This window comes from Reinekea blandensis MED297, assembly GCF_000153185.1.
In the GTDB taxonomy this organism is placed as follows: domain Bacteria; phylum Pseudomonadota; class Gammaproteobacteria; order Pseudomonadales; family Natronospirillaceae; genus Reinekea; species Reinekea blandensis.
In genome coordinates this window covers 587,608-603,400 of the sequence record NZ_CH724149.1, presented here as the reverse complement: position 1 = coordinate 603,400, position 15,793 = coordinate 587,608, and the positions used below count along the sequence as shown (strand labels likewise).

The following is a 15,793-nucleotide window of genomic DNA, read 5'->3' as shown; positions in this document are numbered from 1 at the left end:
GCTCAGAAGCAGACAGCGGAGTGTATTTTACAGCGTCAGCATCACCGAAGATTGCAGCAGCAACCGCGCGGCAATAGTCGACGTCCAGACCAGACCAGTTACCATTTTCATCAGTGCTTGAGAAACCAGGCAAACCTTGGCTCACACCACATTGGACAAACCCTTTCTCCAATACGCCATCCAGTACTTCACCGGCCTGTGCGTTTGAAATCATCAGTGAGGATGTCAAAGCAACACCCAGCGTTGATAGGACTGCTTTTTTAATCATTTGAGTCTCCTGCATTTTTTATTATGTGCTTCCTGTTTGGCCTTCTTCATGAAGACCACCGGTAACAGCATAGTCAGACTAGCACGGGTTAATTTAAATTCGAACCCCTTAAATTTCCATCCTTTTTTGTTCTTTAGGTGTTTATGTACCGTACTGGGGCAGGTGTTCACTCAACGTTCAAAGTTCGCACCATGAAAATGCAAAGCAGCTTATAATCAGGGCTTTCAGACCGTTTTTCATACTTAAGTCGAAACAAATTTTTCCAAAAATTCATGACAAAATTAGCCATTCAGTGTTTCTTGAGGCATACAGAACGTGCGATTTCTGATCGCTGCAACCTGTCACTCGGAAAAAACCTGCCAATAGTGAGTCGCTTGCTCGATCTGTTGCGGCTGATCAAACGCCCACTGCGCGCGTCCCCACCATGAATAAAACAAATAAAGACGGCCTTCAATGATGCGATAAATTTCAGGGTTGGCCTGAATCAAATGACCATCACTCAGACCATTGGCACAATACCCGGAAAACTGCGGCCAATAGGCTTCAGGGTCAGCTTTGAAAGCATTCAGATTGACTTCATTTGCAAAATACAGGCGTGCCTGCCGGTACTCCGTTTGCCACACCGGGTTCCCCTTAGACGGCTTACTCTGCTGGAATAGAACAGGTCATAACCATTCAGCACACCCCGTGCTGATCGGTATTGATCAACTCTGCAGAGCACGGCTTATTATTAACAACACGCTCAAAAGGTATGGGATACAAGATCGGGGGAACATGAAGACTCCTGGAGATTATCGAAAGTTAACCAGCCTCTCAGACTGTCTTCATGACAAAAGGTTTCCGAAAACAAAAACGGCGCCAAATGGCGCCGTTTTAATGTTCTGACTATGTTCTGCTTAGGCAGCTGAAGACGATACCGCGCCTTGTGCGTCCAGTTGTGCTCGCGCCTTTTTGATGTATGCGATCATGGCGAAGGATGTTGCTAAAGCCACCAGGAATGCGCCGGTGAACACATACATGGTCATTTCGTATGAGCCGGTTACGGTACGCAGATAAGCATTGATCTGAGGGCCTGCCAATCCAGCCATGGCCCAAGCCGTTAACACGTAACCGTGGATCGCGCCCAGCTCCCGGGTACCAAACAAATCGCCGATAAAGGCAGGCAAGGTTGCGAAACCGCCGCCATAACAGGTGAGGATGGTATACAACACAACCTGGAACAGTATGACACTGCCGATGTTTGGCAGCAGAACAAAGGCAAGAATCTGAATCAGGAAGAATGTCATATAGGTATAGCCACGACCCAGGTAGTCAGAAGCTGATGCCCAGCCAATACGACCCAAACCGTTAAACAGAGACATCAGACCGACGACGGCTGCGGCTTCACCCGGTGACAGACCAATCGACTCCTGAGCCAAAGGTGATGCAGAGTAAATCACACCAATACCACATGAAATGTTAATGAACATCATAATCCACAAACCGTAAAACGGCAGGGTTTTCACAGCTTGGTTGGCTGTTTGCTGTGTCAGATCCTGAACAACCTTCTTCTCACCGGACGCAACCGCCGCTTTCATCCCCTCTGGCATCCAACCTTCCGGTGGGCGCTCCAGATAAGAAGCCGACGCCAGCATAACCACCAGATAAACCACACCCATGATGAACCAGGTATACGCAATACCGTTTCCGGCAACTGTGAAGGTTTCAATGATGAAGTTAAAGACAGGGCCACCGACCATGGCGCCAAAACCAAAGCCCATGATCGCTAATCCGGTGGCAAACCCCCGATGGTCAGGGAACCATTTTACCAAGGTCGATACCGGTGTGATATAGCCAATACCCAGACCGATACCACCTAAAACACCATAACCAAGCCAGATAATATAGATGTTAGCCAGATAAGCACCGAGACCGGCAATCAGCAAGCCTCCGCCAAAAAAGCTGGCCGCCAGCGTACCGGCTTTTCTTGGGCCATGACGTTCAACAAAGTGTCCCATAATGGCCGCAGACATACCCAGAAAGAAAATGGCCAAGCTGAATGTCAGTGCAATCTGATTATTCGTTGCCGACTCAATCAACTGCCCCAATGGCTTTTTAAACACACTGAATGCATATACAGAGCCAATGGAGGCATGAACCCCGACCGCGGAAGCTGCAATTAACCACCGATTTTTCATCCTGTTCTCCTACTATCATCTTTTTTGTTTGAGCCTAGAGTACCCTGTAGGAAAACAACGCAATTGACTCGAATCAATTCAATTCACGTTAGGTAATACCGCTGCAGCCCCCGAAAACACTGCCATTTTGACCATTTAGAAAGACGTTGTTTGTAGTAAAATTTCAAGGTTTCTGACGTGAAAAGCGGTATTGGCTTTTACCCGGCATATTAACCACACCTGAGAACGCCAGAAGCCGGCACAGAAAGGGATAACACCGTTAGTAGCTTTCATTGACAAGTTACAGGGGGCGAATTAGCCTGAACGACTGATTATCAAAGAATTCTTTCTCATGTATCGATGCCATTCGATTCCTAAACGTTTATTTTTTCTGGCTCAGACGACTCTGTTGCTGGTCTGCCTTTCGTTGACATCTTCCTTCACGATTGCCGAAGTTAAGGAAAGTTTTTGGTTAAATGACCAGTTCGCCGATATGTCGCTGGGTGATCTATCAGAGCGAAACACCACATCTCTGGAACCCAGAGAAAATCTACTCTCCGTAACCGGAGGAACCTTCTGGCATTTCATATCTGTTGATTTAACAGAAATGCCCCCTCAAGTGATTGATTTCGAAAGCTCCTCAGTCGTTGGACGTTTCACCCATTATATTTTCGATTCACAACAGACGCTGGTAGATCAACTGAGTGGTGGCATCCAAAGCTCGGAGCCTAATCCTTATTTCCTGAGGCACGGGCGAAACCTGAACTTGCCACCGGGTGAATATCGGATATACACACGTGTGGACAGTCCGTTTCTCTTGGCACAACCCACACCAAAACTTTATGAACAGACGGCGTATGTCCAGTCCATCAAAACCGGTAATACCATTACACTGTTAGGGCTCGGTGTTTTTTTGGCATTGGGCATCTATTACACCGTGTTGGGATTAACCCGTCGCCAGCCTGAAGATTTCCTGTATGCCTTATTTATCCTTGGCAATCTGGTCTACAACAGTACGTCTCTTAATGTCTTCAGCGATGTATTTGGTTGGACATCGTTTTACTCAATAGGCTTCCCGATCATGGCATCAAACATGGCCTATATCGGTTTTGTCTGGCGCTTACTCGGAATCAACCGATACCGTACCCCCGTCCTGTTTCGAATCAGCCAAGGGGCACTGATTGTCATGGGAAGCTTTTGGCTGATCGTTCCCTTTATGCCGGAGATGAGCCTTGAGTTCGCCCGATACGGCGTCGGCATGTTTGCTCTCTACGGTATTTCCAGTGGCATTGTTATGGCCCTGAAAGGTCACCACATTGCCCGCTATTACCTGATCGCGAATGTGGCGTTCATCATCCCGGCTCTGATCTCAATCGGTCTCAACTCGTTGCCGAACAGCACCCTGATGATCGAGCATATCGGTCTGTTTGCAGTGGCCATTGAAGTCATACTGTTGTCGCTCGTGATCAGTTATCAGTTGAGCCTTGTGTACAAAGAAAAATCGGCCAATCTGATTGCCGCGGAAGAAGCGCTGACCATTGCTGACAATGCCGTCAGAGCGAAAGAACGCTTTCTGGCCAACGTATCTCACGAACTACGAACACCTTTAAATGCGATTCAGGGGTCAGTCGATCTGCTCTCTCACAGCAGCCAGGACGAATCATTGAAAGAACCCATCGACATGATTCAACATTCATCGTCATTCCTGCTGTTCTTGATTAATGACATCCTGGATTTGGCCAAGTTAAACGCTGACATGCTGACAATTGACGAACAACCCTTCAATCTGCACGGGTCCATTCAGCAGATCTGCAGCATCTACAGTAATAGCCTGGCCAACAATGCTCAGACCCGTTTCGAACTGACCATCTCACCGGATGTTCCGACCTGGATCGTCGGCGATGAAAAACGTTTGGAGCAGGTGATCGCCAATCTGCTCTCCAATGCTTTTAAGTTCACCGAGAAAGGCAAAGTCACTTGTCGCCTGACCTTAAAAGACACCCATACGTTGATGATTTCGGTACAGGACACCGGAATCGGCATCAAACCCGATAATCTGGATGCCATGTTTGCCGCCTTTACCCAGGCAGACTCTTCCATCTCAAGAAAGTATGGTGGCACCGGGCTTGGTTTACGTATTTCATCGAAAATTATCGAACAGATGGGCGGTGAGATATGGGCCGAGAGTGAAACCGGCCAAGGGTCAACTTTCACCTTCACCTTGCCGCTGGTTCTCGCTGAGGCACAACCTGAGAACAACCATGCATCTGACGCCCCTCTGAAAACGTCCATTGATGATATGGTCGTAATGGTTGTCGATGACAACCCGGTTAACCTGAAGGTCATCGAGGGCATGCTGAAAACCATCGGAGCACGGGTCGTGTGTTTCGGACAGGCGAAAGAAGCGATCAAATACGTCAGTTCTCACGCCATTGACCTGATTATTATGGACGTTCAAATGCCCGAAATTGATGGTCTGCAGGCGACACAAAGCCTGCGCCGAAGCGGGTTCAAGCAACCGGTTATTGCGTATACCGCCAACGCCAGTGAAGAAGACCACCAGGCCTGTGTAACGGCCGGCATGAACGATGTTCTCGTTAAGCCTATACGACTGAACAACCTGGTCGACGTACTGAATCGCTGGGGTGCGGAATCCAAATCACAATCATGCTGAAGGCAGAGCTCAGGTACATCCCCGCTCAGCACGTCCGGTGGCACGGTAGACCCATAGGCCGAGCCATTCACGGCTGACTCGCTCCAGCTCCCACAAATGATCGGCAAAAGCCCAGTTGGGACGCCAGGAGCCCGGCTCGTAAAAGTGATCAACCGGATAGGGGACAACCCTCCAACCGATGCCACAAAAGACCTCTGTCGCCCTTGTCATGTGATAAGCGCTGGTCACCAACCACCAGATGTCAGCGACATCTGGATTAATCAGCTTCTGACTGAAGCGGGCATTTTCATAAGTATTGCGCGACTCCGATTCGAACTGGACCCGTACGGGATTCAACCCAAGATCTGAATACAGCTGGCGGGCCACATCGGCTTCCTTGAACTGCTGTGAAAACAACTTGCCAGACCCTCCGGTAAACACCAGCTCAGCCTCAGGAAAACGACGTGCCAACGCCAACATCGCCAGGTCTCGCTCGGCCGCATGATTCAGCTCCCATTGTCCCCAATAGACGGAGCTTTGCGTGCGCCAGGCTCCGCCAAGCACAATGATGCCATCGGGCGCCTGCTCAGTATTCGGCGGCTTAAAGCGATGCTCTAGGGGATACACCAACCATGCGCCCACCGGATAAAACCCGATCAACAACAGCGCCAAAATCACCAAGACCGAAAGCCATCGGGTAACGCGCGGTAACCGACTGCGCAGGAACCAAGCCAGAAATGCACCAGACAACAATAGGCCCGACGGCGAAACCAGGCCCCACAGCAGTTTTGAAAGCAGAAAAAAGACGTCATCCATACCCGGGATCCAACTCCATTACGAGATAGGATAACGTACTTTTGGAAAAGTTTAGAGTTCAGCTCAGCGGGGAAACTCACTGGCAAACTTGGCAATCCACTCCTGCGCCGCCTGTTCACCGGTTAACGCCCGGCCCTCTGTTTCCAGCACACTTCGCTTATAGTGTTCGATGTGACAAACCTGCTCAACCATACGAAAACTGAAGGCCTCTCTGGAATCTTTAAAGCGAACTCCAACGTGATAGTAACCGTCGACCCGTTTGCACCATTTCACCTCGCAATCGGCTTCAAAGCTGGGATCCTGGACATAGATATTCACATGGATGACTTCACCCGGGGGAATGTAATGGTCAGCCGAGAAACTCAGCCCACCCGCGCTCACATCCAGCATGGCATTACGGACACAGTAATAATGATCCTGAAGAACATAATTAATAGGGATGTCTGTCGGGTGTCGAATAAAATGACGCATACCAACGGCCTCCGGATGACCTTGGCAGTATAGACAATAAAAAAGCCGATGCAGCGAATGCCACACCGGCCTCTCTGAGTCCTGTTACGTCAGGATTTACAGCTGTGAACGCCCTTTTGCCGCGGCAATCTTAAGACGCAGAGCATTCAGCTTAATAAAGCCTTCCGCATCTTTCTGGTCATAGGCGCCGGCATCCTCTTCCATCGTGGCGATTTTCTCGTCAAACAGACTGTCGTCGGATTTACGACCCACAACAATGACATTGCCTTTATAGAGCTTCACCCGAACGGTGCCATTGACGGGTTCCTGGGTGGCGTCAATCATTTCCTGAAGCATCTTACGCTCAGGACTCCACCAATAACCGTTATAGATGACTTCCGCGTATTTTGGCATCAGCCCGTCTTTCAAGTGCGCCACTTCCCGATCCAAAGTAATAGACTCAATCGCGCGGTGTGCTTTCAACATGATGGTTCCCCCTGGCGTTTCATAACAGCCACGGGACTTCATACCAACATATCGGTTTTCCACGATGTCGAGACGGCCGACACCATTGTCACCACCCACCTTGTTCAGGTAAGTCAGTACTTCCGCCGGAGTCATTTCTTTTCCGTCGATGGCGACGATGTCACCTCGGCGATACTCCAGCTCTAAGTAAGTCGCCTCATCAGGTGCGGCTTCAGGACTGACCGACCAGCGCCACATGTCTTCTTCCGCTTCCGCCCACGGATCTTCAAGAATGCCGCTTTCATAAGAAATGTGCAGCAGGTTGGCGTCCATGGAGTACGGCGATTTGGTTCCTGCCTTGTTGAAGTCGACCGGAATGCTGTGCTCTTCGCAGTAGGCCATCAGCTTTTCCCGGGAAGTCAGATCCCATTCACGCCAAGGCGCAATGACTTTAACGCCAGGTTTCAGCGCGTAAGCCCCCAGCTCAAACCGAACCTGGTCGTTGCCTTTCCCGGTTGCGCCATGCGCAATGGCGTCGGCACCGGTTTCATTGGCGATCTCGATCAGACGCTTGGCAATCAGAGGGCGCGCGATGGACGTTCCCAGCAGGTATTCCCCTTCATAAACGGTGTTCGCACGGAACATGGGGTAGACATAATCGCGAACAAACTCTTCGCGCAGGTCTTCAATGTAGATTTCTTTGATACCCAGCGCCTGAGCCTTGGCGCGAGCAGGTTCCACCTCTTCACCCTGCCCCAGATCGGCAGTAAAGGTCACCACTTCACAATCGTAGGTTTCAGCAATCCATTTGGCGATCACCGAGGTGTCCAGGCCACCGGAATACGCCAGTACAACTTTTTTAATATCAGACATGAAAACTCCCTCACAGGACGGGCTAATTGACGGTTGCATGGCATTGTATGAATTGTCGGGCTTAAGCACCAGTGAATAGCCCACAATGAACTATTGCGGGCGGAGTTATTGCCTGGCTTCGGGGGTCACGCGGAGGACTTCGGCAGGGGTGGTTTGACCGGAGGCGACCTTACGGGCTCCCGATAATCTGAGACTGAGCATGCCACGCTTAATCGCCGCCTTACGCAGAGATTGCGGATCACAACCATCGTGGACCAGTTCAGAAAGGGTCTCGTCCATCACAAAGCTTTCATACACACCGGTTCGCCCGATATAGCCGGTGTTTCGACATTCCAGACAGCCAACCGGTTCAAATGCCCGCGCCGGTTTGGTCGCCGACCAGGGACGAACGAGCTGCTGCCAGACATCATCGTGAATCTCTGCCGGTTGCTTACAGGCGGGACAAAGCGTTCGAACCAGCCGCTGGGCCATCACGCCCAGAACCGTTGATTTCACCAGATACCCCGGCACACCGAGATCGAGCAAGCGGGTAATGGCCGAGGGCGCATCGTTGGTGTGAACGGTCGACAAAACCAGGTGCCCGGTCAGGGCAGCCTGAATGGCCATCTGAGCCGTTTCGAGGTCCCGGATCTCACCGATCATGATGATATCCGGGTCTTGCCGCATCAAGGCCCGCACACCATCAGCAAAGTGCAAACCGATGCTGGATTGTATTTGCATCTGATTAAAGGTGGGTTCGACCATCTCAATGGGGTCTTCAATGGTGCAGACATTGACTTCCGAAGTCGCCAGGCTCTTCAGCGTAGAATACAAAGTTGTTGTTTTACCTGAGCCCGTTGGCCCGGTCACCAGAATGATTCCATTCGGTTGACGGATCATAGAACGCCAGTGCTTCAGATCTTCGTCCGCCAGACCCAGCTCATCGAAACCTTTTAACAGCACTTCCGGATCGAAAATCCGCATGACCAGTTTTTCGCCAAACGCGGTTGGCAATGTGGATAAGCGCAGTTCAACCTCCTGACCATCCGGTGTTTTCGTCTTGACCCGGCCGTCGAGCGGTTTGCGTTTTTCCGCAATATTCATGCGGCCCAGAATCTTAATTCGACTGACCACCGCCAGCCCGACCTGAATGGGTAGCTGATAAACGGTATGCAGAATCCCATCGATGCGAAAACGGATATGTGAATAGTCGCGGCGGGGTTCAATATGGATATCACTGGCGCGCTGATCAAAAGCGTATTGGAACAACCAGTCCACGATGTTCACGATGTGTTCATCGTTGGCATCGGGGTTGCTCATATTACCCAGTTCAACCAGTTGCTCGAAGTTGCCTACACCACCGCTGTTTGTGCGGCCTTTTGCACCGGATACAGAGCGGTTCAGGGAGTAGAACTCCAGACTGAAGCGCTCAATGTCTTCAGGCGTCGAGACCACCTTATCGATCTGCTTGCGGGTGACCTGTTCAATAGTATCTTCCCAACCAGTCACCAGTGGTTCACAAGTGGCAATCTGAACCCGATCTTCACTGACTTTCAGTGGTAACAGGTGATATCGCTTGGCGTACTCAAACGACATGACGGAGGACAGCGATTCGACATCGACCTTTAAAGGGTCAATGTGTTCAAAAGGCATTCCGACTTCGTCGGCTAGCCATTGTGTCAGAACCGAGGACGTCAGTTTCCTCCCTGGATTCTGAGTGTCCTCTAACTGCAGGGCCGCAATCTGTTCAATCGCATGACGACCCTGTCCCTGACCTTTCATACGAGCCGATGCTACCTGCTCAGCATTGACTCGCCCGGCAGACTCAAGCTGTTTTAGTACATCATCAAACTGCAGTTTGCCGGGCAAAAAATTCAAATCGCGCCTCCGGAAAGATGTTCGCGACCACGGACGAGTTTGTTAGCTAAACGTTTAATATCTCTTAACAACACCGGTTGCGATCGCGCCCAGCTGTGGACACTCGCCTGCTGCTCTTGTGGCAACTCGTTTAACCAATCCTTTAACCGAGCAACGACATCCATGGCGGACAGCCGTGACAAACTGTCATTCATCGCTTCCAACGGCGCTCTCAGATGACCTAGCTGCTCTCCATACAGGTGATCAAAGTAATGGCAGAGCATCAGTAGACGGTGAACCGCAGGAGACTGACTTAAGGCATGGCTGGCTGAGCCCGCAAAACAATCGGAGTCAATGTTGCGAAATGCCCGATCGAACGAGAAGTCGATACCGTCGACAACCGGCGTTTCAGCCAAATGGCGATGTTCTGCACTCTGACCCGTGTGCCATCCACTGCTATGCAGCCAAGCTGTCAATGACAGCATGCGATGACCCAGTTCCGGGTTCATGCGCAACGCGTCCAGCGCCTTGATGGCTTTTTGCGCTTTACTCTGCTGCAAACTCACCGCGACCGTTTTTGGCTCCTGCTCAGCGTCCTGAGACAACTCAAAACACGCAGGCCACCAGGAAAGGATGGGCTGAATCGCCTTGGTCATCCAGTCCAACTGCTCGTGAACAAACCGGATCTGTTCAGTCGGCAACAACCCCTGAAACCATTCGATTTCAGCTTCCATATTACCCAAGGTGTTTAAAAAGCCCTGCAGATGACGCCATTGATGGGTTGACCAGAACACCTGCCATCCACGTTGCAACCGCTCTAACTCATAGCCAAACAACGCACAGAACGCACTTTCCATGCTTTGCTGCGGCGCTATGTTCGGCAAAGCGACCTCAAAATCAGTCTGCTGGGCTACAAGCCGATAACCACGCTCGGCTTTTGACATATCGGAAGGCATCACCGCCACTTCGCTGCTGATCAGGCTCGCCAGGTCGAACAAATCGATCAGACTTCCCTGTTTCAGTTCCAGTTCCAGCTCTGAAATGGGGTCGGTCGATTCGCCCGCTTCAACGCGACCTGAATCCAACACCACTTCAATCTGAGAAGACTGAAAATTTAATAACCAGCGCTCACGCACGAAATTGGTCTGGAAAAGCGGATTGACATCAGACTCATCCAACTCAGCAGTGGGGGAATCGGAAGGAAACAGCGAAAAATCGAGCGTAGGGCCCGATATCGGGAACTCCCATTCATTGCGCTGATGCAAACCGCCAATGTTTTGCCCGCGGGTTTTCAGGGTTTGAATGTATTTTTGGCCGAAGCGCCGGATGCGTAACGCGGCACCACTCCGGGTTAGTTGTTGGTCTTGGGTATCAAAATAGGTATTACTCAGTTCAAAACGCTGTGATTCGACAACATTCAGCACCGAGAGCTGCCTGAAAGCACTGACGGCTTCCTGGCAGATTGTCAGTTTAAGTTCGATTTCCTGCGACATGGCGTACGACTCTGGCAGCATAGTTATGATTATTATCGTTGGAACGGCCCGGTTCAGAGCGTTGCAAACACTCTAACGACCTCCCACCGAGCTTATCCGAGTTTACAGAAGCGTGGCAGAAAAAAAAGCATTCGCGACCGGTAACAGCGTGACACACGTCATACAACAAAAGCCAAGCCTGCTACATTGACCGCTAAAACTGCGATAATCGTTCACTAAACCATCAGCGGGTTGGTCTACTCAACTTCTACGATTTCAAAATCGTGAGTAATTTCAACACCCCCCTTTTCAAGCATCAATGACGCACTGCAGTATTTTTCAGCCGACAACTCTACCGCCCGTGCCACCTGTTTCTCTTTCAGGTTCCGGCCTTCAACAATGAAATGAATATGAATGCTGGTGAATACGGAAGGAACCGTGTCCGCACGTTCCGCCTGCAACTCTGTCCGGCAGTTCACAACGTCCTGACGGGCTTTCTGCAGAATGCCGACGACATCATATGACGTGCAACCGCCTAGACCACAAAGGATCAGTTCCATTGGACTGGGTCCCCGGGCCTGATCCGACTCTTTAGCCGCCCCATCAACAAAACCTTTAAAGCCGCTGTTTGATTGATAAGAAAAGGCTTTTTCACCAGCCCACTCAAGTGTTGCTTTCATGCGTGCATCTCCAGATACCGTAGTGTTTACCGAGGTTATACCCCAGGGGACCAGGCAGCGTGTACTCTTGAATCAGGTGCTTCTACCGGTCTACCATGGCTATTTGGCACTAATGTGAGCAAAGTTCAAGGTTATTGCACTAAGCGTGTAGAAAAAACCAGCCTAAAAAGAACAACTTACCGGCACTTGCGGTACCCTAAAAACGGGACACACGTCAAACATCCGTCGTTTGACCGTAGCCAGTGGTCGACATATGCCGCATAATGATTTGAACTTACTGTGAGACAGGCCATACTGAACCCATCAGCGGCCTAACAAAACGAATCGGATTTCACGCAATATGGTCAACAGTACCCTAGAACATAAACATCTGGATTATTTTCTTTCCCAGTGCCATCGCAGACGCTACCCGTCTAAGACCACGCTGATATATGCAGGCGACAAAAGCGATTCGCTGTACTACATCATTAAAGGTACCGTCTCCGTCATTATCGAAGAAGATGATGGCCGGGAAATGATCATGGCTTATCTGAATGCCGGTGATTTTTTCGGTGAAATGGGGTTATTCGACTCACTGAACTCGCGTTCAGCCTGGATCAAGACCAAGACCGAATGTGAAGTGGCGGAAATTTCTTATTCCAAGTTCCGCGAAATCACTCAGAATGACGCTCGCATGCTGTATTTTATTGGTGAGCAGATGGCGACCCGACTGCGTAACACAACACGCAAGGTCGGGGATCTGGCGTTTTTGGATGTTACCGGACGTGTGGCACGAACGCTTCTGGACCTGTGCAAACAGCCCGATGCCATGACCCACCCCGATGGCATGCAAATCAAAATCACCCGTCAGGAAATCGGTCGCATCGTCGGCTGTTCTCGGGAAATGGTCGGACGGGTTTTGAAAGGCCTCGAAGAACAGGGCCTGGTCTCCGTTAAAGGGAAAACCATGGTCGTTTACGGATCACGAGAGTTCTTCCAACAGGGTGCCTGACGCGCATCCGACCAGCTTTAATCCAAATTCCTCCTGAGTATTTCAGCAAGGCTTGACTCATATCAGTGCAATTTGCCCGCCGACCACCTAAGGTCGCAGGCAAAAGCACTGGAGATTCAAATGACACAGCCGAACCGATGGCATGTGCCATGGAATGATGTACTTATCAGAAAGTACGACATTACCGCCCCCCGATACACGTCTTACCCAACGGCGGTTCAGTTCCAACCACTGCAACCCGTTGAAGTGCAGGCACATCTGGATAATCAGCGCGACAAAACAACACCGCTGTCGCTCTATGTTCACATCCCGTTTTGCCAGCACATCTGCTTCTATTGCGCATGTAATAAGATAGCCACCAAGGACAAGACTCGTGCCGATGCTTACCTGGATACCCTGGAACGGGAGATGGCTCTGCACGCCCGCAACTTCGGCCACCGAAAAGTCACGCAGCTGCACCTTGGCGGCGGAACGCCAACATTTCTGACTCTGCCACAGATGTCGCGGATGCTTGACATGCTCAGCATCTACTTTGACTGGGACCCCGCTCAACACGACGGCGAATATTCCATCGAACTGGATCCGCGCGAAACCACGGACGACATGCTTCGGCTGCTGCGCACCCGAGGCTTTAATCGCGTCAGTTTTGGTGTTCAGGATTTTGACCCGCAGACGCAAATCGCCATCAACCGCGTTCAGCCTTTTGAGCTGGTCAAAGACAAAGTCGACCTGGCGCGAGAACTGGGGTTCAGCTCAGTGAACTTTGATCTGATCTGCGGCTTGCCACACCAGAACACCCGCTCGTTCAGCCAGACCTGGGACCAGACGCTGACGCTGGAACCGGACCGAATCAGTCTGTACAACTACGCGCATCTGCCTGAACGATTCAAACCACAACGCCGCATCGATTCCAGCATTGTTCCTCAAGCTGAAGAAAAGCTGGAGATCATCCGCGACAGTATCCAACGCCTGCAGCAATCCGGCTATCTATACGTAGGTATGGATCACTTTGCCAAACCCGGCGATGAACTGGCCACAGCACTCGAAGAAGGCACGTTGCAACGTAACTTCCAGGGCTACTCCACAATGTCCGAGACTGACATGCTGGCTTTGGGCGTCTCGGGTATCAGCCAGATCGACGGTCTTTATATGCAAAACCACCACGAACTGGAGCCCTATGAGGACCTGATCAACCAATCTCAACTGGCGGTAAAACGCGGTGTCTTCCTGAACGATGACGACCGTATCCGCCAGTGGGTCATCGGACAGCTGGCCTGCCAGGGCCAACTCAGCTTTGACGCCCTGGTACAGCGATTCGACATCGATGCTCAGCAGTATTTTGCCTCAGAACTGCATCGAATCGACGAGCTTGCAGTGGATGGACTGGTTTCCGTCTCAGAAACCGGCATTCAGGTTGAACCCCTTGGCCGCCTTCTGCTGCGACCGATTCTGTTGACCTTCGACGCCTACTTTAACGCCGAGGTTGCTCAACGCTATTCAAAAGTGCTCTGAGGCTCGGTTTCCGGCGATCTGGCATGAACTGATGGTACGGGGTACACTCCGCCCTGATACCATCAGTGAATGCTCACCTTACCCATGGATTTTGTCAGCCTTTTTCGCAACAGCGCGCCCTACATTCACGCCTACCGCGGCAAAACCTGCGTCGTCTGGCTCCGGCAACAGGCACTGTCACCTGAACGACTGAAATCCACGGTCTCGGATCTGACCCTGTTACACAGTTTGGGGCTCAAGCTGGTGCTGCTGATTGACACCCACCATCTGTCGACACCTGTGTCTGCGCAAGCGGTTATTGACGAAACCCTGATGCACGAACTCATCGGGCAGATCGGGCACTTCCGCTACACCCTGGAAGCGTTGTTTTCACAGGGGCTGGTTAACTCGCCGATGCACGGCTCAAAAATCCGCGTGGTCAGTGGCAACTTTGTCATGGCCCGACCGGCGGGAGTGCATCAGGGCGCCGACTTAAAGCACCAGGGACGCGTCCGTCGCATTGACGCCCGGGGCATTGCCGAACACATATCGCGAGAACATCTGGTATTGGTGCCGCCGTTAGGCTACTCCGTTACGGGCGACGTCCTTTATTTGCCCGCTGAACACCTCACGGTTGAGCTGGCCCGCCAACTTGGCGCGGATAAGGTGCTCATTGTTGGCAATAATCCCCTGGAGCTGACTCAGGGTCGAAAAGAGATTGGACTTGCAGCGCTGCAGAACATTCTGTCGCAGACTCAACCTTTAACACCGGGCTATACCGAACTGAATGCAGCATCTGCCGTTGCCGCCGCCGGTATCGCTCGCTGCCACGTCATTGACGGCGCGACTGATGGAGCCTTGCTGTCGGAGCTGTTTACCCGGGATGGCGTGGGCACGCTCATCGCCCTGGATCAATACGATACTTTCAGAAGCGCCCGCATCGATGACCTGCAGGGAATCCTGACGCTACTGCGCCCGCTGGAAGAACAGCAGATACTGGTACAGCGTGAGCCTGAAAAACTGGCGGCAGAGATCGATCATTTCATCGTCAATGAGCGAGACGGTATGATTGTCGGATGTGCAGCGGTTTATGCGTTCGACAACCATCAGGCCGAACTTGCCTGTGTCGCTGTCCATTCCGACTATCAGAAAAATGGACGCGGTGATGCCCTGCTAAAACAGATTGAATCACGCGCCAGAGAGCTGGACATCCACCAGCTGTTCGTACTGACGACGCAGACTGAGCACTGGTTCATCGAACGAGGCTTTCACAGTGCTGATGTGCATGCCTTGCCAGCGAACCGCCAGGCTCTGTACAACAATCAACGGAATTCCAAGGTCTATATTAAGACCATCGTCTGAGCGGACCTCTCATCTGATGAGGGGGGAACATCTATACCGGAAACATGGAGAAGACATCTTTGAGTTTTACACAGAAAATTCAGGCGCGCTGGCATCAGGGAACCCAGGTTTGCATTGGTTTGGACCCCTTCCCGGAACGCTTTCCAGAACACGTCTCATCCATTCTCGAGTTCAACCGGGCCATTATTGACAGCACCGCCGATCTGGCCTGCTGCTACAAACCACAATTTGCCCACTATGCGGCGGTCGGTGCAGAAGACCAGCTTAAACAAACCATTGC

11 protein-coding genes and 3 pseudogenes are annotated in these 15,793 nt (G+C 51.4%); 5 read left to right on the top strand and 9 right to left on the bottom strand.

Going from position 1 to position 15,793, the window contains the following annotated elements; genetic code table 11:
* The 3 genes and pseudogenes from MED297_RS22400 to MED297_RS02765 form a co-directional block, all read right to left on the bottom strand.
* Window positions 1-268, bottom strand: a pseudogene (locus tag MED297_RS22400) (amino acid ABC transporter substrate-binding protein); the annotation flags it as partial.
* Between the two features lie 341 nt (window positions 269-609).
* Window positions 610-912, bottom strand: a pseudogene (locus MED297_RS02770) (YHS domain-containing (seleno)protein); the annotation flags it as partial.
* 252 nt (window positions 913-1,164) lie between these two features.
* Complete coding sequence (locus tag MED297_RS02765; RefSeq protein WP_008042143.1) at window positions 1,165-2,445, bottom strand: L-lactate MFS transporter; 1,281 nt, start codon at window positions 2,443-2,445, stop codon at window positions 1,165-1,167.
* A 331-nt stretch (window positions 2,446-2,776) separates the two neighbouring features.
* Here MED297_RS02765 and MED297_RS21020 point away from each other — a divergent pair, with 331 nt between their 5' ends.
* A complete protein-coding gene (locus tag MED297_RS21020) occupies window positions 2,777-5,098 on the top strand; it encodes an ATP-binding protein (protein WP_008042142.1) in 2,322 nt (773 codons plus the stop codon).
* A 9-nt stretch (window positions 5,099-5,107) separates the two neighbouring features.
* Here MED297_RS21020 and MED297_RS02755 read toward each other — a convergent pair whose 3' ends face one another.
* The 6 genes from MED297_RS02755 to MED297_RS02730 all read right to left on the bottom strand — a co-directional run bounded on the left by MED297_RS02755 (window position 5,108) and on the right by MED297_RS02730 (window position 11,669).
* Complete coding sequence (locus MED297_RS02755) at window positions 5,108-5,893, bottom strand: YdcF family protein (protein WP_008042141.1); 786 nt, start codon at window positions 5,891-5,893, stop codon at window positions 5,108-5,110.
* Window positions 5,894-5,956: 63 nt separating this feature from the next.
* Entirely contained in the window at window positions 5,957-6,364 is a 408-nt protein-coding gene (locus MED297_RS02750) for a PilZ domain-containing protein (protein WP_008042140.1), read from the bottom strand.
* 96 nt (window positions 6,365-6,460) lie between these two features.
* A complete protein-coding gene (locus tag MED297_RS02745) occupies window positions 6,461-7,681 on the bottom strand; it encodes an argininosuccinate synthase (protein ID WP_008042139.1) in 1,221 nt (406 codons plus the stop codon).
* Between the two features lie 105 nt (window positions 7,682-7,786).
* Window positions 7,787-9,538, bottom strand: coding sequence for a type IV pilus assembly ATPase TfpB (gene tfpB, locus MED297_RS02740; protein WP_008042138.1), 1,752 nt, complete (start codon window positions 9,536-9,538; stop codon window positions 7,787-7,789).
* Window positions 9,535-11,010 (bottom strand): CYTH domain-containing protein, encoded by a 1,476-nt coding sequence (locus tag MED297_RS21015; protein WP_161599265.1) that lies wholly within the window; start codon window positions 11,008-11,010, stop codon window positions 9,535-9,537. The genes tfpB and MED297_RS21015 overlap by 4 nt, the downstream gene beginning before the upstream one ends.
* Window positions 11,011-11,246: 236 nt before the next feature.
* Complete coding sequence (locus MED297_RS02730) at window positions 11,247-11,669, bottom strand: OsmC family protein (protein ID WP_008042136.1); 423 nt, start codon at window positions 11,667-11,669, stop codon at window positions 11,247-11,249.
* A gap of 340 nt (window positions 11,670-12,009) precedes the next feature.
* Here MED297_RS02730 and crp point away from each other — a divergent pair, with 340 nt between their 5' ends.
* The 4 genes and pseudogenes from crp to MED297_RS22270 all read left to right on the top strand — a co-directional run.
* Window positions 12,010-12,660, top strand: a complete 651-nt coding sequence (gene crp / locus MED297_RS02725) for a cAMP-activated global transcriptional regulator CRP (RefSeq protein ID WP_008042135.1) — start codon at window positions 12,010-12,012, stop codon at window positions 12,658-12,660.
* Between the two features lie 120 nt (window positions 12,661-12,780).
* Complete coding sequence (gene hemN, locus MED297_RS02720; RefSeq protein WP_008042134.1) at window positions 12,781-14,172, top strand: oxygen-independent coproporphyrinogen III oxidase; 1,392 nt, start codon at window positions 12,781-12,783, stop codon at window positions 14,170-14,172.
* A 69-nt stretch (window positions 14,173-14,241) separates the two neighbouring features.
* The gene (gene argA, locus MED297_RS02715) at window positions 14,242-15,513 is read left to right on the top strand and encodes an amino-acid N-acetyltransferase (RefSeq protein WP_008042133.1); all 1,272 of its coding nucleotides are present in this window, start codon (window positions 14,242-14,244) and stop codon (window positions 15,511-15,513) included.
* Between the two features lie 59 nt (window positions 15,514-15,572).
* Window positions 15,573-15,793 (top strand): annotated as a pseudogene (locus MED297_RS22270) (orotidine-5'-phosphate decarboxylase); the annotation flags it as partial.